The organism is Novosphingobium sp., assembly GCF_036820275.1.
In the GTDB taxonomy this organism is placed as follows: domain Bacteria; phylum Pseudomonadota; class Alphaproteobacteria; order Sphingomonadales; family Sphingomonadaceae; genus Novosphingobium.
In genome coordinates this window covers 1-21,663 of sequence record NZ_DAISLT010000027.1, presented here as the reverse complement: position 1 = coordinate 21,663, position 21,663 = coordinate 1, and the positions used below count along the sequence as shown (strand labels likewise).

Sequence of the window (21,663 nt, the reverse complement as noted above, 5' to 3'; positions counted from 1 at the left end):
CAGACCCGAATGGGCACCGACCATGATGCGCCGACCCTCCGCCATCGATCTATTTTCCGTCCAGCGCTTTTCGCAAAAGCCCCCGGGAGACTTGCTCGGCACCCTTTGCAAAGCTAAGCCCATTATCGAAACGAAAGGTTCACCATGATCACCGAAGTCGCCCATCTCACCATCGATCCTGCCCAGGCGGAAGCCTTTGAAACCGCCGTGACCTCGGTTGCCTCAGTGTTCCGCGCAGCACCGGGCTGCCATGGCATGTCCCTGGAACGCGAGATCGAGGATCCATCCCGCTACCGCCTGATGGTGCGTTGGGAGACGGTGGACGCCCATATGGTCGACTTCCGGAATTCTCCCGCCTTTCAACTCTGGCGTGACGCCGCCGGCGGTTTCTTCAAAACACCGCCTGTCGTCATTCACAGCCAGACAGTAAGCTCCTTCTTCTGACGCAGCGTTGAAGTTTCAGGGTATCGCCAGGCGATCGCAAACCGATAATGAAGGGTAGAACGGGCGCGGCAGGTATTGCCGCGCCGCTCCGCGGTTCATTGCCCACCTGTGCTGGTCTCTGTCGCAAGCCGGTCGCGGCGGCGTAATTGCGAGAATCGATAATCTGACATCGCAACATGAGCATGACATATCATGTTAGATTGATGTTTTTAACCTGATATGTCATAATCCCCTAATGTCACGCGCATCCAGAGCAGCTAGCGGTCTGCCGCCTCAGAGCCAACGCGCGATTGCGCAGCTGGGTAAGGACATTTCCATTGCCCGCCGCCGCCGCAAGCTGCCGCAACGGTTGATGGCCGAACGCATGCTGGTTTCGGTGCAGACGCTCCAGCGACTTGAGGCGGGCGATGCGACCGTGGGTCTGGCCGTGCTGGCCAGTGCCCTTCACGTCTTTGGCATGACCCAGCGCCTGGCCGAGCTTGTGGCTCCCGATACCGACCGGGCTGGCATCAGCGAAGACCTCGCCCGGCTGCCCAAGACGACGCACGCTGTCAGCAGCGACGAGCTGGATTTCTGACCGCCATGGCGACGGTCCGTACCTACGTTTTCCTCCATCTCGAAGGCGGCCCTGTCCCGGCAGGGCTGCTAACGATGACCGATGAGCCGCGCAACCAGTTCGCGACCTTTGCCTATGGCCGCCGCTACCTCACCCGTTCGGATCGCGTCCCCGTCGATCCGGTGGCACTGCCGCTTCACGATCCGGGCACCGAACGCACATTCCGGACCGAAGAAGGCTTTGCCGTCTTTGGCGGTATCCGCGATGCGGCTCCCGATGGCTGGGGCCAGTACCTGATGTACAAGGCGATGGGGGATCGCCTGCCGAGCGACATCGACCTGATCCTCGCCTCGGGCGACTACAGGGTGGGCGCATTGGCGTTCGGCCCTACGCCCGAACGCCCGGAACGCATCACACCATGGGGGACAAGCGATGCGCCGGGCGAGCATTTTACCTTGGAAGAACTGGCCGAAGCTGCCGAGCGCGCACAGCATGTCGATCAGCTCGACGAAAACCTGCGACGGCTGCTGACCGCCGGTTCGTCACTCGGCGGCGCACGTCCGAAAGCAGCGACCGAACTCGACGGCCAGCCATGGATCGCCAAGTTCCAAATGCGTGGGGACAGCTTCCCCGAATGCCGGATCGAGCTTGCCACCATGCGCCTTGCCGCGACTTGCGGTCTCGACGTTCCAGCACTCGACTTCAGGCAAGTGCTGGAACGCGATATTTACCTGATCGAACGATTCGATCGCGTGTCGCACGGCAACTGGCTGGAGCGGCGGCCTTTCGCCTCCGGCCTGACCATGCTCGGTGCGCATGAAAGCGAAGTGAGCCGCTACAGCTATGCGGACCTCGCCGCCGTCCTTCGTCAGCATGGCACCGAGGTGCGCCGCGATCTGCATGAACTGTTCCGGCGCATGGTGTTCAATATCCTCGTCACGAATGACGACGACCACCTACGCAATCATGGCTTCCTGTTCGACAGCAAAGGCTGGCGGCTGTCACCGCTCTACGATGTCGTACCCAAGCCGCAGATTGGTCTGGAAAGGCGTCTCGTGTTGGGAGTCGGCCCGCAAGGCAGGGATGCCACAATTGCCAATGCTCTTGCTGGCGCTGCTAGCTTCGACCTTGGTGTCGACCAGGCTACCAGCATGGTCGAAGACATGCGCGCGCAGGTGGGTGCAGGCTGGGAGGAGCACTTCACCCAGGCCGGCGTCAATGCAGCCGATCGTGGACGCTTCGCCACGTGTTTCCGGTTGGCAGGCTGCTGAACGCCCGGCCCGGGTCAAGGAACCCGAAAGGCGGAGCTTACGGGCGAGCGAAGCCGCAAGCTGCCGATGGGACCTACCAGATTACCCAATATCTGCCGCCCGAACAGGGGACGACGATTTCATTGACAACTGGGGGCTGTCGTTATCAACCCTGAAGCTGCTGTGGCGCAGTCGCGCGGAATTCTCTGAATCAACCCCAGATTCCGGCAAACCTTTTTTGTCAATTTCAACCCAGCACTATGTCATGTCAGCACAAATGGGCTGGAGTCGCCTCATAAGGCGTTTGGCGCTCACGCGAAGAGATCGCCCTGCCGATTTGCTACACGGTCAATCTTTCAACCGGGCCCGCAGCCTTCCTCATCAAACCGTACTGCGACCGGAGAGGCAACATCCCCCCCCTCGCCCTGAACACCTTGGGGCCATGTGCCCTCGGCTGGCAGGTGCAGATCGTACTCATCTCATCTGCCACAGGGCGGTATTCGCTGCGATGGGCGGGGTGTCGCCGAGACCCCTTGCGATCAAATGAAAACAGCCGTTCTGGGCGAGGATGAGGATGGCCGCGCCGTCTGTAACCAAACGCTCGGTGAGTTCTCTCAACACTTTGACTTCATGCCAAGGGCATGTCGTGTCTGGTGCCGATCGCAAAACATGGTTTGACCCGAGGAATGGCCCACAGTATCAAGAACGATAATCAAACATTAAGTCCGATAATCGGACATTCAGATTTGAGGAGCGGCATGGCAAGTAAAATCTTTTCAAGTCCCGCGTCAGCGCTTGAAGGACTGCTGTTCGATGGCATGACGATCATGTCCGGTGGCTTCGGCCTTTCGGGCAATCCGGAAAGCCTGATCCCAGAGATTCGCGCGCGCGGTGTGAAGGAGCTCACGGTCATATCCAACAATGCCGGGGCCGATGGATTTGGCTTGTGGATGCTGCTGAAAAGCCGCCAGGTTAAGAAGATGATCTCTTCCTATGTCGGCGAGAACAAGCTGTTCGAGCAGCAGTATCTCTCGGGCGAACTGGAGCTGGAACTCAACCCTCAGGGCACGCTGGCCGAGCGGATCCGGGCAGGCGGCGCAGGCATCCCGGCCTTCTATACCAAGACCGGTGTCGGCACCGTTGTGGCCGAGGGCAAACCGGTCGAGTCGTTCGAGGGCGAGGACTATGTCCGCGAGACCTGGCTGCGCGCCGATCTATCGATCATCAAGGCCTGGCGCGCTGATCCGGCGGGCAATCTGATGTTCCGAAAGACAGCGCGCAACTTCAACCCCAACATGGCAACGGCTGGCAAGGTCACCGTGGTTGAGGTTGAGGAGATCGTTCCCGAGGGCAGCTTCAATCCTGACTGCATCCATACGCCCGGCATCTATGTCGATCGTATCGTACTAGCGACGATCAATGAAAAGCGCATCGAGAAACTGACCACGCGCCCTCGTGAAATTTCGGCAGAGGAGACGGCATAATGCCCTGGACCCGTGACCAGATGGCCGCGCGCGCCGCGCAGGAATTGCAGGACGGCTATTATGTGAACCTCGGTATCGGCATACCGACGCTCGTGGCCAATTACGTGCCGGACGACATCACCGTGACCCTGCAAAGCGAGAATGGCCTGCTTGGCATCGGCCCCTTCCCTTTCGAGGGCGAAGCCGATCCTGATCTCATCAACGCCGGCAAGCAGACTGTCACAGCGCTCCCTACCAGCAGCTTCTTTTCCAGCGCCGACAGCTTTGCCATGATCCGGGGCGGCCATATTGACATGGCCGTGCTGGGTGCAATGGAAGTTGCAGCCAATGGCGATCTCGCAAACTGGACCATCCCCGGCAAGATGGTGAAAGGCATGGGTGGGGCAATGGATCTGGTGGCGGGCGTCAAGCGCATTGTGGTCGTAATGGACCATTGTGCGAAGTCCGGCGCGCCGAAGATCCTGCCCGAGTGCACATTGCCGCTCACCGGCAAAGGGGTTGTCGACCTGATAATCACCGATCTTGCCGTGATCGCGGTCGACAGAAATGGCGAGGGTCTCACCCTCATTGAAACCGCGCCTGACGTGTCGACGGATGAGGTAATCGCCAAAACCGGAGCCCCCTTGAAAGTATCCGCAGCATGACCGAAGCTTTTATCTGCGATGCTATCCGCACACCGATCGGTCGCTTGGGCGGTTCGCTTGCCACCATCCGTGCTGACGATCTGGCAGCACTGCCCCTGAAGGCGCTGATAGCGCGCAACCCGGGCGTGGACTGGGGGGCTGTGGACGATATCATCCTCGGCTGCGCTAACCAGGCGGGTGAAGACAATCGCAATCTGGCGCGGATGGCCGGACTCCTGTCGGGCCTGCCCAAAGAAGTCCCCGGCGCCACCGTCAATCGCCTGTGCGGCTCGGGACTGAACGCAGTGGGCATCGCCGCGCAGGCGATCCGCAGCGGCGATGCCGACCTGATGATCGCCGGCGGCGCGGAAAGCATGACCCGCGCGCCCTATGTACTGAGCAAGGCGGGAGGCGCCTTCGCCCGCGACCAGAAGATCGAGGATACAACGCTCGGCTGGCGCTTCATCAACCCCAGGATGGCGACTGCCTGGGGCGTCGACACCATGCCGCAGACCGCCGAGAACGTCGCCACCGACTGGAACGTCAGCCGCGAGGATCAGGACATTTTTGCGCTGGCCAGCCAGCAGAAATGTGCAGCGGCGCAGGCCAATGGACGCCTCGCGGCAGAAATCGTCCCGGTGGAGATCCCGCAAAAGAAGAGAGATCCTGTCATCTTCGCCATGGATGAACACCCTCGCCTTTCCAGCCTTGAGGCCTTGGCCAAGCTGAAGCCCGTGGTTCGCGCCGACGGCACGATCACGGCGGGCAACGCGAGTGGCCTGAATGATGGCGCCGCAGCAATGCTGGTTGCAAGCGAGGCTGCTGCCAAGGCCCATGGCCTCACACCCCGCGCCCGCGTTGTGGCGATGGCAAGCGCCGGTGTCGCACCGCGTGTCATGGGGATCGGACCCGTCGATGCGGCAAAGCGCCTGCTCGCCCGCACCGGGCTGACAATGGCCCAGCTTGACGTGATCGAACTCAACGAAGCTTTTGCGGCCCAGGCCATCGCCAGTCTGCGCGACCTCGGCCTCGATCCCGCGGACCCGCGCGTCAATCCCAATGGCGGAGCGATCGCACTGGGCCATCCGCTGGGCATGTCAGGCGCGCGTATCGCGATGAGCGCGGTCGAGGAACTGCAACGTGGCGGCGGGCGATATGCCATAGCGTTCATGTGTATCGGTGTGGGTCAGGGCATTGCCGTCCTGCTGGAGCGAGTGTGAGTTCTTCCGATCCGAATTTCATGCAATCGCTGGCGCGTGGTCTCACTGTTCTGGAAGCTTTCGCGGATTTGGGGCCAGGGCAGAGCGTCGCCAGTCTTGCCAGCCATACGGGCCTGCCGCGCGGGGTAGTCGCGCGTTGCCTGCACACGCTCGCGGCAACGGGTTACGTGTCGCAGGACGGGCGGCAGTTCGCCGTGCGTCCACGCGTTCTGCGCCTGGCTGAAACATATTTGTCGGATCGTTCCTTGTCCGCGCTCGCGCAGCCGATCCTTGAACAATTGCGTGATAAGCTCGGCGAAAGCTGCTCGCTCGGCGTACTCGACGGGACCGATATCCTCTATGTGGCGCGAGCCTCGCGAAGCCGGATCATGGCGATCGGCCTGCATGTCGGAAGTCGCCTGCCGGCCTGGTGCACGTCAATGGGCCGTGTGCTTTTGTCCGCCCTGCCCCCGCGCGAACGCGAGGCACTGCTTCCTGGCGAACTGACGGCCCATACCAATCACACCATTACCGACCGCGTGCGGCTCTCGGATATTCTCAATATCGTCGCCCGCGAAGATTTCGCGCTGATCGATCAGGAACTGGAAATCGGGTTGCGTTCGATCGCAGTACCCGTACGCGACCGCCAGAGCCGCGTGATCGCCGCGCTCAATGTTGGCGTCAACGCCCTCGAACACAGCACCGAGAAATTACAGGCCGTGGTTCTGCCATGCCTCCGCGACGCAGCGACCCAACTGGGCGCTGTCGCAGGTGACGTCATCACCTGATCATCCAGACCCAGTACCGCCACCTTTCAGTTTATTTGCGACCCGAAGGTTTGCGGAAAAAGTAAGCCGTTCACGCAGCAAATGTAAAATCGTCCGAAATCCAAAAATGACGCTCTAACAGCATATCATTCAAAGCACCGAAATGCATCCGTTAATCAGCGCGGCAACCGCCGTTTCGGCATGGATCGGCGGCAGAGGTGAGGCCTTGACATCAGCTGGATCGCTCCTCCGGCACCATCACGAAGTCGAACGGCGAGCGCCATTCGGTTTCGCCGCGCACATGCTCAAATGGCGCGATGAGGGTCTCCTTGACACCGAAAACGGTGTCCGATGCGAGGTAAGGATCATCGCCGACAAACGTGTGCGTGACGATCTTCTTGAAGCCTGGCGCGGTCACCAGAAAATGCATATGCGCGGGCCGATAGGGATGCCGTCCGAGGTGACCCAGCATTTGCCCGACCGGACCGTCATCAGGGATCGGATAGCTGACCGGCTTAATCCCGATGAAACGATATACACCATCAGTGCCAGTCACGAACCGACCGCGATTGTTCCACTTAGGCTGAATATCGGGCTGCTGGACGTCATAGAAGCCCTCGGAATTGTCCGACCAGACATCGACGCAGGCATTCTCGATCGGCTCGCCGTGCAGATCGAGCACCCGACCTTCGAAGAGGCAGCTATCGCCCTTGCCGTCCAGTGAAATGCAGTCGCCCATCTGCCGGACCGGCGCGCCATCAACATGGAACGGGCCGAAGACGGTATTTTCCGTCGCACCGGAGGGACGGCGGTTGTTGATCGCGTCCACCAGCATGGAAAAGCCCAGCGTGTCGGACAGGAGGATGAACTCCTGCCGTTCTTCCGAACAGATCTGGCCGGTCCTCGTCAGGAAGGCGATCGCCAGGTCCCACTCGTCCTGGGTAAGCTGGACCTCCTTGGCGAAGCCGTGCAGGTGCCGGACCAGCGCGCTCATGACCTCCGCGAGGCGGGGATTGATGTTTTCGCCCATGCGGACGTTAACCGCCTCGACCGAGCCTTCCTCTGTGAAATAGCAGGTCATTTTCAAGCCTCCTCGACCGGACGCCGACCTTCCCAGGCGCCCTGAAGAAGGTGACGGATGCCGTCGCGCTCGATCGGGCGCGGGTTCGGGTAAGGCGAACGGGACGCAAGATCGGCGATCCGGTCCAGATCTTCCTCTGCGACACCAAGGGACTTGAGTGCCGTGGGCGCGCCCATGCGCTCGGCGAAATCATAGAGCCCGCCAGCGGCACTGTCGCTGCCCAGCAGCTCAGCCACAGGCTTCAGGGCCGCTGGCGCGCATGGCTCGTTATAGGCAGTCGCGTGCGGAAGAATGATGGCATGGGTTTCCGCATGAGGCAGGTTCAGCGTGCCACCAAGTGTGTGGCAAAGCTTGTGATGGAGCGCCATGCCGACCTGAGCAAGTACGGTGCCGCAAAGCCAGGCGCCGAACAACGTGTCCTCGCGAGACGCCAGATCGCCGGGCTCGGCAACAACACCGGGGAGACCGGCAACAAACGCCCGGATACCGTCCATCGCGAGCGCGCTCGAAAGGCGGCTGGCATCCTGCGAGTAAAGCCCCTCCACCGCATGCGCCATGGCGTTGAGACCGCTTGTGACGGTCATTGTGACCGGCAGCGTTGCGACCAGTTCGGCGTCGTAGATGATGACCTCGGGCTGGACCTTTTCGGATTTGAGCGTGGTCTTGACGCCATTCTCGGTCTGACCAAGCACCGGCGTTGCTTCGGACCCCGCATAGGTGGTCGGCAGCACGATTTGTGGCAGGTCGGTGCGCAGCGCGATCGCTTTGCCCAGCCCGATCGTCGAGCCGCCTCCGATCGCAATCACGCAATCCGCCCCGGTGCGGGAGGCCTCGGCAAGCGCGGCTTGGGTAACCTCGACCGGCGTATGCATCGTGGCATTGGTGAACAGGCCTACGGCGCGGTCACCCCGATTCCCGATAATTTCCTCACCCTGCCCGCGCTGCTGGGGCGTTGTCAGCACCAGCGCACGGGCAAGCGCCAGTGCGTCGAGTTCCCGGGCGAGGCCATGGCGCGCGCCGCATTCGAAGCGAACGCGCGTTGGTGGACTGGCTGGATCGAAGCCTGCATGGAAAACCGGCATGGCTTTACACCGTCCGCTTCTGGAAACCGGCCACGGCGCGATAATTGGCCGCGACGTCTTCGAGTTCCTGGGCCGTGATGAGATCTTCGATCTTGTCGTCCGGCCCCTTCACCCGCGCGTCCGCGATGTCGAGCACCTGTTCCGGGCCGCCCTGGCGGTTCATCAGCACGACTTTGGCCGTGACCGGCCGGCGTTCGGCCTCATAGGCTTGCAGGCCCTGGGTACCCGCATCGGCGGCCAGAGCTTCGGCAAGCGCGCGACCGTCGATAATCGCCTGGCTCGCGCCATTGGCTCCGATCGGATACATCGGGTGGGCGGCATCGCCGAGCAGCGTCACACGTCCTTGTGTCCAGAAGGCAACGGGATCCCGGTCAATCATCGGAAATTCCGTCACCGAGGGGGCGGCTTTCATGATCGCGACGATATCCATGTCGGCCATCTGGAAATCCTGGAAAGGTGTCAGATAGTCGAAGGTGGCATCCCGGTTCCAGTCGGCGTCCTGAATGTGGCGCGGGCGATCAACGCGCACTTCGGCCACCCAGTTGGTGAGCGCCTTGCCTTCCTTGCGCTGCTTCTCGCTGATCGGATAGGTCACGAACTTCACGTCGTGGTTGCCGGCGATCACCATCGTGCGGCCGTCACCGATCACATCGGTTTGCGTGGCGCCACGGAACATCATCGTTCCCTCGTAACACAGCGGCCCTTCATCGGGGTGAAGTTGCGCGCGCACCTTGCAGCGTAGGCCGCCGGCACCGATCAAGATATCGGTCTCGTAGCTATCGCCATCCTCGAACAGCACGGTCACCTTGTCATCGGTTTGGATGAAGCCGGTCACGGGTTTGCCAACTTCGATGGCGTCGGCGCCGAGGCGCTCGCGAACGGTTTCAAAGAGCAGAAACTGCAACTCGCCACGATGGATCGAATATTGCGGGGCGGCAAATCCTGCCTCGACGCTGCGTGGATCGGACTGGATAAGATGACCGAAGCGCGTGCGATATTCAATGCAACGCGTGCGCACGGCAATTTCGTCCAGAGCCTCGCCAAGACCGAGATTATGAAGGACCTCCGAGGAGTGCGGCATGACGTTGATGCCAACACCGAGCGGCTTGATCTCGGGCACGGCCTCGAAGATCCTGATATCTGTAAAGCCCTTGGCGTGGAGGCACAAAGCTGCCGTCAGGCCGCCAATACCGGCGCCCGCAATCGAGATGGATGTCATAATTCCTCTCTCCCATTGCCGTCTCCAAAGCGCCCGGCGCGGGAGAACGACTACCTTTCGTGAGAGAAAAATCACGCATCGAGCGCTTGGAATCAATTCAGCGATGTGACAAAGAATAGCACAATTCCAACATCAGGCGGACCGATGACCCTCGGCACACTCGATCGCAATAGATATGTTGCTGGGGACGTCTCTGCCCATGTCGGCTTCCTCAACTGCGAGCGGGTATCCGATCGCAGCCACATTCACGAATGGCAGGTTGATGCCCATTATCATGAAGGGCTGGCGCAACTATTTGTCTTTGGCGAAGGCCGGATCGAGGGGCGCGTCGACCACGAGCCCTGTAGCATCGATGGTCCTGCGGTCGTCTGGATACCAGCGCTTTGCAACCACGCCTTCGAATATCCACGCGGGATAACTGGCTGGGTTCTCACCGTCCCGACCGCGAACATCGCCCGTTTATCGGACGGCAAGCTTTGGCTGGATCGCTGGATCAGCCGCCCACAAATCGTTTTGGGGCCTACGCACGGCGATGCTGTCGAAAATGCCCTTCGCTGGGCACAAAGGATCGAGAATGAGAAGGAAGAACAGGGCGAGGAGCGATATGCGGCGTTGGAGGCCCTATTCTTTCTCTTGCTAATCTCCCTGCACCGCGGCCTGGCGGACGCCGAAGAAACGCTGACCCGCATCACCGACCGCAGGCAGGAACTGGCCAGCCGCTTCCAGCAGATGCTGGATCGAAATTTCGACGAGACTCGTTCGGTCGGTGATTACGCCTCCATGCTGTCAATAACGCCGACCCATCTTTCGCGTAGCATTAAGGCCGTCACCGGTCGCACCGCGGGCGAACTGATACATGATCGCGTGATGCTCGAAGCCAAGCGGCAATTGGTGTTCAGCGACAGGCCGATCGCCGACATCGCCTACGATCTTCGCTTTTCGTCACCGTCCTATTTCAGTCGCTTCTTCGCCACCCGAACAGGGGAAACGCCGACGGCGTTTCGGGAGCGCTCGCACAAGACCCCGGTCCAGGGTGAGGTATTACAGGGTTTTGCGCTTCCAAGAAACGAGCGTTTGCGTGATCGCCTGTCCCGCCCTTGTCCATCAGACTGAGTATCAAATTGGACAGTGTTTACGCACCTTATTCTCCCCGGCGCGTAGCCCCGGACATCACGCTCGCCGCGGCCGGATGAGCCGGAAAAATGATTGAACCAAATCGGGGTGAGCATCCGAAAGAACCTGTCCGTCCTCGGAATGCTGCGATTGGGTCTGAATGAGCGCGAGATCGTCGCCCATGCTATGCAGATCTCCGATCCGTAGGGTGACGGTCCACGATTGGCATGGGAGAGATACGTTTTGAATTTCGGACAAAAAATTTATAAATTTGGCGTGGTTGCCACGATAGCGGCGGGTAAGCCTTTCCTCTAAACAGATAATTTTGCTATCCTCACCTACTATGCCAGACAGGAGGGGGAAACAGGGAAACATATGTCGACGGCAGACAAAGTGCTTTCGATTCTCGAGCTTTTCACAATCGACAACCCGGAGTGGACTGTTGACGCGGTGGGGGCTCGGCTCAACCTGTCGGGGAGCACGGCCTATCAATATGTCGGGAGCCTGGTGAAAGCCGGCTTGTTAGTATCAGGCAAAGGCGGACGTTATAGCATCGGCCCCGCGGTTATAGAACTGGATCGGCTGACGCGCAGATTCGATCCGCTCATCCACGAAGCTCAAGGCGCCTTGCAGGACCTCGTAGTTGCAGCGGACAGCGAAGCCGTTGGTCTGCTCTGCCGCATTTATCGCCTGCAGGTGATGTGCGTGGATCAATATGTCCCGCATGCCCCAAGTTTTGCGATCAGCTACGAGCGTGGCCGTCCGATGCCGCTTGAACGTGGTGCCGCTTCCAAGGCCATTCTCGCCCATCTCACTTCGCGTCCTTTGCGCAGATTTTACGACGCCGCTCGTTCGGACGTGGCGAAGGCGGGCCTGGGGAGCGATTGGGATGAGTTCAAGCGGGAAATGCGCCGTTTGCGCAAGCCAGGCGTGCTGGTCACGATTGGTGAACTCGATCCTGGCCTCATGGGTATCTCGGCGCCCGTATTCGATAGCGATGGCGTTGTGATGGGCAGTATCGGCCTGGTTGTCCCCTCCCCACCCTTCGTGGACGTCCCTGCAAGGTTGGAAAGTGTGAAGCGGGCGGTTATCGACGCTGGGCGCAGTGTGACCCAAGCGTTGCAGGAAAGATGACAGGCGATCCGATCGGCGATCGATCCTGTTTTAAAAGATCGATCGCCCGACGTCAGAATGGATAGTTGCGAGGTGTGTCCTGGAGCGTAATCCAGTGGTCGGTGGTGAGTTCGGAGAGGATCCAGTCTCCATTGAACCGGCCGATGCCGCTGTTCTTCTCTCCGCCAAACATATTGAAAGGACTATCCTGGATAGAAATGTCGTTGATATGCGTCATGCCTGCTTCGATCTTGCGGGCGAAGCGAAGGCCTCGTCCCAGATCGCGCGTGAAAACGGCACTTGAAAGGCCATACTCCGTTGCATTCGCAAGCTGTAAAGCCTCCTGTTCGCTATTCGCGCGAATGATCGGCGCGACAGGAGCGAACTGTTCAGCTTGCGCGAAAGCACTGTCATTGGGGACGCCTGCAAAGACATGTGGGGGCACCAACAGGCCATCGACTTCGCCCCCCAGCTTTTCTTCGAAACCGGCAGCACGAGCCATTGCGATATTTTGAAGAGCTGCCTCTTTCTGCTTCAGGTTCATGAGAGGGCCGATGACGGTCGCCGGATCGGCCGGATCGCCGACCTTGAACGTGCGGACATGGTCTACGAAGCGCTCGACGAACTCATCATAGAGCGTGGTGTCAACGATGATGCGATTCCCGCTCATGCATATCTGACCGTTATGGAAGAAGCGGGCAAACGCGGCAGCCCGAACCGCCACGTCGAGGTCAGCGTCATCCAGCACCACGATTGGCGCATTGCCCCCCAGTTCGAGGCCGACATGCTTGAGACGCTTGCCCGTAACCGCCAACTCGGCGATCCGCCGACCGACACGCGTCGAGCCGGTGAATGAGATCAGCTTGGGAGCACAATGGAGTGTGAAGACGTCACCGATTTCTGTGACATCACCGACAACGATATTAAGGAGTCCCGCAGGAAGTCCCGCTTCCTCGTAAATTTTGGCGAGCAATAAGCCGCCGGTGACAGGTGTGTCTTCCGCCGGCTTCACGACCACCGCGTTGCCCAAGGCGAGCGCCGGTGCGATCGAACGGTTGGACAGATGCATCGGGAAGTTCCAGGGGCTTATCACGCCGATCACTCCCAGCGGTTCGCGAAATACGAAGCTCTGCTTCCCGGGAATGTCGATCGGCATGATTTTGCCTTCGACGCGTGACGGAAGTGCGATCGCTTCGAGCGTGCCGCCGCGCAAGGCGTTCCATTCGACAGTCGCCTTGAGCAGGGTCGCACCGGTTTCGCGCACCAGCCAGGCGATGATCTCCTCCTTGCGCGTGTCCAAAATACTCAGGACGCGCAGGAAGAGAGCACTGCGTTCGCCGTGCGAAGTCAGAGCCCATTGCTGCTGAGCCGTCTCTGCGGCGCAATAGGCGTCGTCAAGATCGTCGGCACTGGCAAGCGAGATCGCGTTGATGACGCTGCCATCATAGGGGTTCGTATTGCTCAGGGTTTTACCCGAGCGTCCCGATCGCCAGATACCATTGATGAATTGGCGATCGAGATCGCTATAGGCTGTTGGGTTCAATGTCATTCGCGTTTCCTGTAATTTCCTGGATCATGCAGCTTGCGTGGCTTCTGGGAGCCAGTTTCCATGCAGGCTCATGCGCAGCCTGAATGGCAGTTTGACGCGCGCGATCGGACCCTTGGCAAGGTCGAGCGCTTCGAGGATGACCAACTCCGTCGTCCTCGTCTCGAGATGGTTCAGTAGAGCCAGGACAAAGCCATCACCTTCGGGAGCATCAGGGGAGCGCGGAACGAATGTCGGTTCCTGAAAACACTCAGCATCGCCGCCCGACCAGGCCTCATATTTTCCCGTAGCAACATCGAAATGGGCAAGCATGTTGAAGAACTGCCACGGCGGCGGCCCCAGCCGATCCATTGCATAAAGGCTCATATCGCAACCGAGCATGACTGCATGGCGATAGGGTAGACCTGAAACACGGGGATCGCAGCGCGGAAATTCGCACGGCAAGTCGAGCAAGTTGGTATGCACGGCAATGTTCGAGTTGCTCTGCAGATCGAACGTCCAGCGAGCCAGGTGGAAGTGCAGTGTTTCAGGTGCCGGGGCGCTGCCGTCGGCCTCGGGAAAGAAAAAGAAAACATTTCCGTCAGCGCTCGGCATATCGATGTGGACGGCATTATCCTCCTCATAGGCATTGAGGACGTGGGCCTGGAAGCAACCGGGCCCGGTAAACCAGCGAATATCGCTCCCGTCGCCATCGCGTCGCATCACACCATATTGGAACTCAAGATCGGCTTGCCATTCGAAATGGCGTCCGCCCTTTTCCATTCGGTCTCGGTCCGAGGTTAAAGGTGGGACCGGGATGATCACATAGTTGGGAGTGACCGCGAAATCATGAACGGAACTGGCATAAGGTGCCTCGATCCAGATTTCGTGCAGCTTTTTCCCATCTGCGGAAAATTCGTAATAGACGATATCGCGTGTGGCTAAACCGCGCGCCTCATAGCCGATCGCAAGCAGGTTTCCATTTTCAGGATCGAATTTTGGGTGTGCTGTGAACGGGGCGTTCCCGATCTGACCACCAAAGTCCCATTCCCCGATGGTGTCCAGCGTTGCCGGATTCATCGCATAAGGAAGACTGTCCTCCTTAAGAGCCAGTAGCATACCATTGAAGGGAACGATGTTGGTGTTGGCGGTGCTGCGATTCAGGCCCTTGACGCTGGGATCGTCTGTAAAGGGATTGCGGTAAAGGCCGTGAAGCGACCGGCGCGCAGCGCGTTGACGTGTCAAACGTTCTGTTTCCACATAACGGCGTTGAATATCGACATGGCCGCCACTGAAATGAAATGAGGTCACCGCGCCGTCGCCATTGAAGAAAATATCATCCCCCAGCATCGGCGGGTAGATTGGATCAGGCGACACCTGCACGAATCGCCCGTTCAACTCCGCCGGAACGGTGCCCATCACCTCGAGGTCGCGCACGACGCCTTCGAACCGGGACGGTGCATACAAGGGCCCGGTGAAATCCGGCGTATCGGGAAATTTAAGGGCCATTCCAGGAGTTCCTTCCTCAACATGGGCGGTTCTGCGTCGCGTTCCATCGGATCGCGTAAGGCCGCGATCGACGGAATCGATATAGCGAGTGCAAGACAATTGACAACATTTTTCCGTGTATATAGGAATCATGTGATTTTGAGGCAATTGGCCAGAAGTGGTTGATCCCAACAGGAGAGCCTGATGAATTTTCCCCAAGACCGTTGGGGCCGCCCGCCCGAAACATTGCTCGCGAACCTCCATTATCTCGAGATCGCATGTGCTGATCCCGCTCGAACGGCTGCCTTTTACGAGGAAGTCATGGATTACAGCCTTTCTCGACAGGGCGATGCGATCGTGGCGCGCGCACCGGATCGCAACCTGATTTTCGTCGCCGGAAAGCCCAAATCGCTCGTGTGCGCCGGTTATGCTCTTCCCGGCGCCGACGAACTTACGCGTCTGCGCAGTCGCATTCGGGAGGCCGGCTGGCCGTATCATGACGGTCCGACACTGATGTTCGATGAAGCGGTCGAGGTCAGTGATCCGGATGGCAATCGCTTTGTGTTCGGTCTTGCCCATGATGGCCCGCCTTCCGTGTCAAGCCACGCCTTGTCCGCGCGCCTCCAGCATGTGGTACTCGCCAGTCGGACCCCAGATAAAATCATCGCCTTTTTCACGGACGTGTTGGGTTTCACTTTGTCCGATGTCGTGCTGGATGATCAGGGAGAAGTGCGCACCTCGTTCCTGCGCTGCAGTGAAGAGCATCATAGCTTCGCTGTCTTCCTCGCGCCTGAAGACCGGCTCGATCATCATTGCTATGAGACCACGGATTGGAATGCGATCCGCGACTGGGCCGATCACATGGCAGCACGTCATATCAAGGTGCAGTGGGGGCCGGGACGGCATGGTCCAGGCAACAACCTGTTTATCTTTGTTCACGATCCAGACGGCAACTGGGTCGAAATATCCGCTGAACTGGAAGTCGTAAAACACGACCGCCCTGTGGGCCAATGGCCGCACGAACAGCGCACCCTGAACAGCTGGGGCCAAGGCCTCTTGCGCAGTTGATTTCAATAATCGTATCAAGGAATTTTTCATGAAACTGGCGAGTTACGAAAGCAATGGTCGCGCGAGTTATGGCATTGTTGAAAATGACGTGGTGATCGATGTCGGCACTGTGCTTGGCGGGGAACATGGCGACCTGAAGGCGGTTCTCGCTCATGGCGCGTTGAACGAGATCGAGAGCGCGAAGGATACGGCTCCGCGCATTGCGATTGCAGACATCCACTTTGCTCCCGTCATCCCCAATCCGGCGAAGATTTTCTGCGTTGGTCACAATTATGAAAGCCATCGCCAGGAAACGGGGCGCGACAAAACCGAGTACCCCTCGATCTTTACGCGCTTCGCGGACAGCCAGATCGGCCATGAACAACCGATCATTCTGCCTGCAGTCTCCACAATGCTGGATTTCGAAGGCGAACTGGCGATCGTGATCGGCAAGGGGGGACGTGCGATTTCCGAAGCCGAGGCTCTGTCGCATGTCGCTGGTTATGCCTGCTACGACGATGCCTCGGTGCGGGATTGGCAGTGGCATACGCGCCAGTTCACCCCAGGCAAGAACTTCCCAGGCACCGGCGCTTTTGGACCTTGGCTTGTCACCTCCGACGAAATTCCCGATCCTAGCCGTTTGTCGGTAACGACACGGCTCAACGGGGAGATTGTCCAGTCTCAGCCGACTTCGGACATGATTTTCCCGATTCCCCTCATCATTTCCTATATCTCTCGTTTCACCCCACTTTCGCCCGGGGATGTAATCGCGACCGGAACGCCCGGCGGTGTCGGCGCCAAGCGCCAGCCGCCGCTTTGGCTCAAAGTCGGTGACCGCGTCGAAATCGACATTCCGGGTGTCGGCCTGCTTATCAACGACGTGCAGGCAGAACTGTGACCGACTTGCCCCCCTCCCCGGCATCCGGTCCTATCGCCATCAATGGAAGGCATGTCTCGAGTCTTTATCCGGTGGTGATCGTTGGTGGCGGGCCCACCGGCCTGTCGCTAGCCAATCTCCTGTCACGTTATGGAACTTACGCGCTGCTGGTCGAGCGTAACGCGACGACCGTACAGGAGCCTCGTGCGGTCTCGATTGACGATGAGTCTTTGCGCACGATGCAGGCGGCAGGCGTGATCGACAGGGTGATGCCAGACATCGTCGCTGGCTATGGATCAGAATATTATGGCCCCGCCGGCGATCTCTTTCTGAAGGTGGAACCCAGCGAGGAACCATACGGCTACCCGCGGCGCAATGCCTTCCGTCAGCCCCTGTTTGAGTCGCAACTGCGCGAAGCACTCGTGTCGTCAGAAACGGTCGACGCATTGTTCGGCTGGACGCTGGAGAGCTTTGAGCAGGTCGAAGAGAACGTCATCGTTCATCTCAAAAATGCTGCTGGACAAAGGCATATGGTCCGCTGTGCCTATCTGGTCGGCGCGGATGGCGCGAAAAGCCCGGTTCGCGGTGCTTTGGGGCTGCGGCTCGATGGCGAAACCTTCGAGGAGAAATGGCTGATCGTTGATCTTGAGGATTCGCCGACACTGAGCCGAGAGACCATGGTGTTCTGCAATACGAGGCGCCCATGTATTGCGCTGCCCGGGCCGAACGCGACACGGCGCTTCGAATTCAAGCTGCTCACCGGGGAAAGCCCGGACGATATGGTTAGCCAGGAGCGGGTGGAGAAACTTCTGTCCGATCACGGGGTACATCCAGGCAGCCGGATCAGTCGCAAAGTCGTCTATACTTTCCACGCCCGGGTCGCACCACAATGGTCGTCGGGGCGGGTATTCCTGGCGGGTGATGCCTGTCACCTCACCCCACCCTTTGCCGGTCAGGGCATGAACAGCTGCATTCGTGACGCCCACAACCTTGCCTGGAAACTTGCCTGGGTGACCGGCGGAATCCTGCGGGCCGACATTCTCAAGAGCTATGAATCCGAACGGCGTGACCATGTTCGGGAGATGATCGGGTTGGCTCTGCGGATGGGGCGGATCATGGGGCCGCGCAATGCGGCGATTGGCTTCGTGACCAGAAGTCTGTTTCATCTGCTTGGCTGCTGGCCCCGCGCTCGGGACTATTTCGCACAGATGAAATATAAACCCAAACCTCGTTTCAGGGAGGGCTTCCTGCTGCCGGACGGAAAGTCCGTGCGTGCCACGAGCGTAGGTCGTCTCCTGCCGCAACCTCAGGTCCTGCGTGCTGATGGCAGTCTGGTGTTACTCGATGAGATCATGGGCAATGGATTTGCTCTTGTTGCGCTTACCGAAAACATCGGGGAACTCAGTAAACTGGTGCGCAAGCCAGCGCTCGCCAGGTTACAACCTAAGATGGTGGCGGTTCTGCCTCCAAATGCGGCGGTTCCAGACATCGTTCATGAGGACGTGGACATCGTGACCGATCCTTCCGGGGTTTTGGCCGATGCTGCGGGACAGGTTGGTGATGCGGTATTTCTCATCCGACCGGATCGATATGTACTGGCGAACTTCGCCCTGGAGGACGCAGCCGAGGTTGCCGATAATCTCGCAAATTTGCTCGGTGCGAGCCCGGGAAAACCGGTCCTTTCTCGCTTGGTGGCGTGAGGGTCCGCCCGGTATAGGGATGGATAGCTCCTCGCCAATATAAAACGCAAAATCCCACCTATAACGGAATTTTGTGATATTGACATTATTCCGCAAATCCGGGAATAACGCTAAACAAACGGCGCCATACGGTACCGATAACGATAATGAGGGTGGGGGATTTCCCCACCCCGGGGGAGAAGTGTGTTGAAAGCAAATGTTCTTGGCTGGTCATTCTGCTCGGTAGTTACGCTGGTGGTCTCGAGCCCTGTGACGGCCCAGTCGGCGGGTGCATCCGCCACCAGCTTGCCAGCGTCCCAGATACCCGATCTTGTGGTTCCTCCGAACGGCATCAATCTGGGCAGTACGAGCTTCAACGACGGCTTCAGTACACTGGAGCCCGGAATAACTGTACTTCAATATTTTCGGCACAATCACCTGAACTCAATAACCGATTCGAACTCGCACGAATCGTCGTCTTTCGACGATCCGCGGATCGACACTACTACATCGCTGACTCAGTTCTCGATCACCTCGCCGGTTACGATCGGCGGCAATGCCCTGGGCTTCGATCTGTTGGTCCCGATTACACGCATCGATGCCCGTTTCGGCAATGGCGGGCAGCGCCTGGCCGATAATGGAACAAAATTCGGTGATCTGACCTTCGGCCCGTTTTTGCAGTTCAAGCCGATCATGCGGAACCATCGACCGATCGCATCCTTCCGGATCGCCCTGGACGTGATTGCGCCGACAGGTAGTTTCAACAGCCGTCGGGACCTCAACCAGAGCAGCGGCTATTGGTCGATCAATCCCTATGTCGCGTGGACTGCCCTGCCCGCGAAAGGTTGGGAGATCTCTGGAAGAGCGCAGTATCTATACAATTTCAAAACATCGAAAATTCCCAATGCGCCGGAAATTCCCGGGTTCAGGTTTGTGGATGGCCAGGCCGGGCAACTGATGTGGAGCAACTTCACAGTGACGCGTGAGGTAGCATCACGTGTTGGACTGGGCCTCAATGGCTATGCGCTCCAACAAATAACCAACGATCGCATCAACGGAATAAGCCTGCCCAATACCAGGCGATCCGCCGTATATATTGGACCCGGATTATATATAGATCGGCTACCCAATTGGCGAATAAACATCAATGCCTATTTGCCGGTCAAAACCCGTAATCTGGCGAACGGACCACAACTGAACATTTTGTTCATAGTACCGATCCGATGAGATCGTACCGGCCACAGGAGAGGCGTCATGCATAGTATCGTTCATCATGACAACCCGGCATTGAGCGCACACGGTGATCTGGTCGAGAGCCGGGCTCCCGGGATCATCCTCGCGCTACTGGCTTGCCTGCCGATCGCCGGCACGCTCCTGATCGCACAGGTCTTGCCGCAAATGGAAGAAGCCTTCACCGGAACGGCGGACCTTCGCCTCAAGGTTTCAATAGCGCTGACCGTCCCAGCTCTTGCTATTGCCGTTAGCTCGGGATGTGTAGGCTGGTTGGCAGACCGGATGGGCAAGCGCCGTCTTTTGCTTGTCGCGCTGTTTTTCTACGCGATCTTCGGCCTGTCTCCGCTCATTCTCAAGAGTTTGGAGGCCATCATCGCAGTGCGGTCGGGGATGGGCCTTGCGGAAGGAGTCATTATCACCTGCTCGACGGCGCTGATCGGCGATCTCTATACCCAAGGGAGGCGTGAAGGACTTCTTTCCCTCCAGACGGCTTGCGCGTCCATTGCCGCTGTGGCTTTCGCTATGATCGGTGGCGCGTTGGGCGAGCTGGGATGGCGGGCGCCGTTCATGGTCTACGGACTCTCCCTATTGTTCGTTCCCGCCGTCTTCTATTTCATTCCCAACGTCGAAATCGAGCGCCGGGTTCGAGCGCTTTGCGTCGCTCCACTTCCATGGAGGCGCCTCCTCATCGTTTGCGTCACGACGGTGATTTTTTCGCTGTGCTTTTACGTGGCACAGATTCAAACGCCTTATTTGCTCAATGCTATTGGTAAGGTGTCCCCCGCCACGGTCGGTTTGGTCTCGGCCATTACGAATAGCGCCGTGGTCGCAGGATCATTCTGCTTTGTACTGATCAGGCGCTGGCCCTTGAGTTCGATTAGCTTGGTGTGCTTTACGTTGATTGCGGTTGGGCTGGGTCTGGCCGCATATGCCAAAACTTATCCGGGACTTGTTTTGGGCCTCGTCATGGCGAGCTTTGCCGGGGGAATAGCACTACCGAACCTTGTGACAGGGGCAATGGCTTTGTTAACGCCGGAGCAGCGCGGATTGGGAGCGGGGCTGTGGCAATCGAGCTTCTGGTCGGGTCAGTTCTTCAGCCCTGTTCTTGTGATCTGTGTGACGGCGGTACTCGGCGGATTGACACATGCAGTCGGCGCTTTTTCATTTATCGCGCTGGTAGTTGGTGGAAGTTTGTCTCTTTTGATTGGGAGTAAATTCCCGAAATCCCTTCGCTAGTATTGAATTGGATCTGTGCGGGAAATGGAATTTGAGTGTCCACCACCCTTCGTTATCGAAATACATTGTCGCCAAATATTTCCTGTAGGCGCCGGTCAACTGCCTTTTGATATGGCTTTGTTGTGTAACCCTATGACGACGCAAACCTCTAATTACTTGTTAATATTATGCAGCGCGGACAGTAACGGGCGTTCCTATTTCAGAGAAGCGATTGAGGATTGTGGCGCGCAATTTGAGTTCGTTTACCTGACGTTCGAAGGTGCGCGCAGCGACGTGTGAGCCCAGTAGCTTGAAGCAATGCATTTTGGTCTCGACCAGACTGCGCCGGTGATAGCCGCTCCATTTTTTCCAGATGGTACGACCAAGCCGCTTCATTGATCGTAGCGTTTCATTGCGAGCATCGACGCCGGGCCCGTCCTTTGTCCATGGTCAGCCATTGCGCCGAACCGGGATAATCGGTTCTGCATCGCGCCCGGCCATGGCAGCATGACAGTCCTTGGTGTCATAGGCACCGTCGCCGCCGACGCTAACTATGGTCTCATCGGCCGGGATTTGTGTCAGCAGGTCCGGCAGGGTCGGCGCATCGCCAACCGCTGCGTATTTCAGAAGTTCTGGACAGCCGTTTCACAAAATCGCGGACATGCGTT

Annotated in this window: 19 protein-coding genes and 1 pseudogene; 14 read left to right on the top strand and 6 right to left on the bottom strand. The window is 58.8% G+C overall.

Annotation, left to right across the window (positions count from 1 at the left end):
- Positions 1-144 precede the first annotated feature (144 nt).
- The 7 genes from V7066_RS19160 to V7066_RS19130 all read left to right on the top strand — a co-directional run bounded on the left by V7066_RS19160 (position 145) and on the right by V7066_RS19130 (position 6,344).
- Positions 145-444, top strand: a complete 300-nt coding sequence (locus V7066_RS19160; protein WP_334184582.1) for a putative quinol monooxygenase — start codon at positions 145-147, stop codon at positions 442-444.
- A gap of 235 nt (positions 445-679) precedes the next feature.
- On the top strand, positions 680-1,021 hold the full coding sequence (locus tag V7066_RS19155) for a helix-turn-helix domain-containing protein (protein ID WP_123905526.1): 342 nt from the start codon (positions 680-682) through the stop codon (positions 1,019-1,021).
- Positions 1,022-1,026: 5 nt separating this feature from the next.
- The gene (locus V7066_RS19150) at positions 1,027-2,271 is read left to right on the top strand and encodes a type II toxin-antitoxin system HipA family toxin (RefSeq protein WP_334184581.1); all 1,245 of its coding nucleotides are present in this window, start codon (positions 1,027-1,029) and stop codon (positions 2,269-2,271) included.
- Positions 2,272-3,008: 737 nt separating this feature from the next.
- Positions 3,009-3,734 carry a CoA transferase subunit A gene (locus V7066_RS19145; RefSeq protein WP_334184627.1) on the top strand — a complete coding sequence of 242 codons (726 nt, stop codon included), beginning with the start codon at positions 3,009-3,011 and terminating at the stop codon, positions 3,732-3,734.
- On the top strand, positions 3,734-4,378 hold the full coding sequence (locus V7066_RS19140; protein ID WP_334184580.1) for a 3-oxoacid CoA-transferase subunit B: 645 nt from the start codon (positions 3,734-3,736) through the stop codon (positions 4,376-4,378). Before V7066_RS19145 ends, V7066_RS19140 begins: the two co-directional genes overlap by 1 nt.
- A complete protein-coding gene (gene pcaF / locus V7066_RS19135; protein ID WP_334184579.1) occupies positions 4,375-5,577 on the top strand; it encodes a 3-oxoadipyl-CoA thiolase in 1,203 nt (400 codons plus the stop codon). The genes V7066_RS19140 and pcaF overlap by 4 nt, the downstream gene beginning before the upstream one ends.
- The gene (locus V7066_RS19130; protein ID WP_334184578.1) at positions 5,574-6,344 is read left to right on the top strand and encodes an IclR family transcriptional regulator domain-containing protein; all 771 of its coding nucleotides are present in this window, start codon (positions 5,574-5,576) and stop codon (positions 6,342-6,344) included. Before pcaF ends, V7066_RS19130 begins: the two co-directional genes overlap by 4 nt.
- A gap of 211 nt (positions 6,345-6,555) precedes the next feature.
- Here the strand turns inward: V7066_RS19130 and V7066_RS19125 are convergent, their stop codons facing one another.
- The 3 genes from V7066_RS19125 to V7066_RS19115 are packed head-to-tail and all read right to left on the bottom strand — an operon-like array spanning position 6,556 to position 9,705.
- Entirely contained in the window at positions 6,556-7,353 is a 798-nt protein-coding gene (locus tag V7066_RS19125; protein ID WP_334184577.1) for a dioxygenase family protein, read from the bottom strand.
- Between the two features lie 53 nt (positions 7,354-7,406).
- A complete protein-coding gene (locus V7066_RS19120) occupies positions 7,407-8,486 on the bottom strand; it encodes a maleylacetate reductase (protein WP_334184576.1) in 1,080 nt (359 codons plus the stop codon).
- 4 nt (positions 8,487-8,490) lie between these two features.
- Positions 8,491-9,705, bottom strand: coding sequence for a flavin-dependent oxidoreductase (locus V7066_RS19115; protein WP_334184575.1), 1,215 nt, complete (start codon positions 9,703-9,705; stop codon positions 8,491-8,493).
- A 144-nt stretch (positions 9,706-9,849) separates the two neighbouring features.
- Between V7066_RS19115 and V7066_RS19110 the strand changes: the two genes are divergently transcribed.
- Positions 9,850-10,818, top strand: coding sequence for a helix-turn-helix domain-containing protein (locus tag V7066_RS19110; RefSeq protein WP_334184574.1), 969 nt, complete (start codon positions 9,850-9,852; stop codon positions 10,816-10,818).
- Positions 10,819-11,193: 375 nt separating this feature from the next.
- Positions 11,194-11,952 carry an IclR family transcriptional regulator gene (locus V7066_RS19105; RefSeq protein WP_334184573.1) on the top strand — a complete coding sequence of 253 codons (759 nt, stop codon included), beginning with the start codon at positions 11,194-11,196 and terminating at the stop codon, positions 11,950-11,952.
- Between the two features lie 52 nt (positions 11,953-12,004).
- On the opposite strand, the gene V7066_RS19100 is transcribed toward V7066_RS19105, so the two are convergent.
- Together V7066_RS19100 and V7066_RS19095 are read right to left on the bottom strand one after the other, a co-directional pair.
- Complete coding sequence (locus tag V7066_RS19100) at positions 12,005-13,480, bottom strand: aldehyde dehydrogenase family protein (RefSeq protein WP_334184572.1); 1,476 nt, start codon at positions 13,478-13,480, stop codon at positions 12,005-12,007.
- A 24-nt stretch (positions 13,481-13,504) separates the two neighbouring features.
- Positions 13,505-14,965, bottom strand: a complete 1,461-nt coding sequence (locus V7066_RS19095) for a carotenoid oxygenase family protein (RefSeq protein WP_334184571.1) — start codon at positions 14,963-14,965, stop codon at positions 13,505-13,507.
- A 183-nt stretch (positions 14,966-15,148) separates the two neighbouring features.
- Here V7066_RS19095 and V7066_RS19090 point away from each other — a divergent pair, with 183 nt between their 5' ends.
- From V7066_RS19090 to V7066_RS19070, 5 genes are all read left to right on the top strand, one after another.
- Positions 15,149-16,012 carry a VOC family protein gene (locus V7066_RS19090; protein ID WP_334184570.1) on the top strand — a complete coding sequence of 288 codons (864 nt, stop codon included), beginning with the start codon at positions 15,149-15,151 and terminating at the stop codon, positions 16,010-16,012.
- Between the two features lie 28 nt (positions 16,013-16,040).
- Positions 16,041-16,889 (top strand): fumarylacetoacetate hydrolase family protein, encoded by an 849-nt coding sequence (locus V7066_RS19085; protein ID WP_334184569.1) that lies wholly within the window; start codon positions 16,041-16,043, stop codon positions 16,887-16,889.
- Positions 16,886-18,568, top strand: a complete 1,683-nt coding sequence (locus tag V7066_RS19080) for a bifunctional 3-(3-hydroxy-phenyl)propionate/3-hydroxycinnamic acid hydroxylase (protein WP_334184568.1) — start codon at positions 16,886-16,888, stop codon at positions 18,566-18,568. Before V7066_RS19085 ends, V7066_RS19080 begins: the two co-directional genes overlap by 4 nt.
- Before the next feature lie 186 nt (positions 18,569-18,754).
- Positions 18,755-19,774, top strand: a complete 1,020-nt coding sequence (locus V7066_RS19075; protein ID WP_334184567.1) for a SphA family protein — start codon at positions 18,755-18,757, stop codon at positions 19,772-19,774.
- A 27-nt stretch (positions 19,775-19,801) separates the two neighbouring features.
- A complete protein-coding gene (locus tag V7066_RS19070) occupies positions 19,802-21,016 on the top strand; it encodes an MFS transporter (RefSeq protein ID WP_334184566.1) in 1,215 nt (404 codons plus the stop codon).
- A gap of 165 nt (positions 21,017-21,181) precedes the next feature.
- On the opposite strand, the pseudogene V7066_RS19065 reads toward V7066_RS19070, so the two are convergent.
- Positions 21,182-21,610 (bottom strand): annotated as a pseudogene (locus V7066_RS19065) (IS5 family transposase); the annotation flags it as partial.
- Between the last annotated feature and the right edge of the window lie 53 nt (positions 21,611-21,663).

Coding starts and splice junctions, on each gene's coding strand:
- V7066_RS19160 (WP_334184582.1), top strand. CDS start 145: ATGATCACCGAAGTCGCCCATCTCACCATCGATCCTGCCCAGGCGGAA.
- V7066_RS19155 (WP_123905526.1), top strand. CDS start 680: ATGTCACGCGCATCCAGAGCAGCTAGCGGTCTGCCGCCTCAGAGCCAA.
- V7066_RS19150 (WP_334184581.1), top strand. CDS start 1,027: ATGGCGACGGTCCGTACCTACGTTTTCCTCCATCTCGAAGGCGGCCCT.
- V7066_RS19145 (WP_334184627.1), top strand. CDS start 3,009: ATGGCAAGTAAAATCTTTTCAAGTCCCGCGTCAGCGCTTGAAGGACTG.
- V7066_RS19140 (WP_334184580.1), top strand. CDS start 3,734: ATGCCCTGGACCCGTGACCAGATGGCCGCGCGCGCCGCGCAGGAATTG.
- pcaF (WP_334184579.1), top strand. CDS start 4,375: ATGACCGAAGCTTTTATCTGCGATGCTATCCGCACACCGATCGGTCGC.
- V7066_RS19125 (WP_334184577.1), bottom strand. CDS start 7,353: ATGGGCGAAAACATCAATCCCCGCCTCGCGGAGGTCATGAGCGCGCTG.
- V7066_RS19120 (WP_334184576.1), bottom strand. CDS start 8,486: ATGCCGGTTTTCCATGCAGGCTTCGATCCAGCCAGTCCACCAACGCGC.
- V7066_RS19115 (WP_334184575.1), bottom strand. CDS start 9,705: ATGACATCCATCTCGATTGCGGGCGCCGGTATTGGCGGCCTGACGGCA.
- V7066_RS19110 (WP_334184574.1), top strand. CDS start 9,850: ATGACCCTCGGCACACTCGATCGCAATAGATATGTTGCTGGGGACGTC.
- V7066_RS19105 (WP_334184573.1), top strand. CDS start 11,194: ATGTCGACGGCAGACAAAGTGCTTTCGATTCTCGAGCTTTTCACAATC.
- V7066_RS19100 (WP_334184572.1), bottom strand. CDS start 13,480: ATGACATTGAACCCAACAGCCTATAGCGATCTCGATCGCCAATTCATC.
- V7066_RS19095 (WP_334184571.1), bottom strand. CDS start 14,965: ATGGCCCTTAAATTTCCCGATACGCCGGATTTCACCGGGCCCTTGTAT.
- V7066_RS19090 (WP_334184570.1), top strand. CDS start 15,149: ATGAATTTTCCCCAAGACCGTTGGGGCCGCCCGCCCGAAACATTGCTC.
- V7066_RS19085 (WP_334184569.1), top strand. CDS start 16,041: ATGAAACTGGCGAGTTACGAAAGCAATGGTCGCGCGAGTTATGGCATT.
- V7066_RS19070 (WP_334184566.1), top strand. CDS start 19,802: ATGCATAGTATCGTTCATCATGACAACCCGGCATTGAGCGCACACGGT.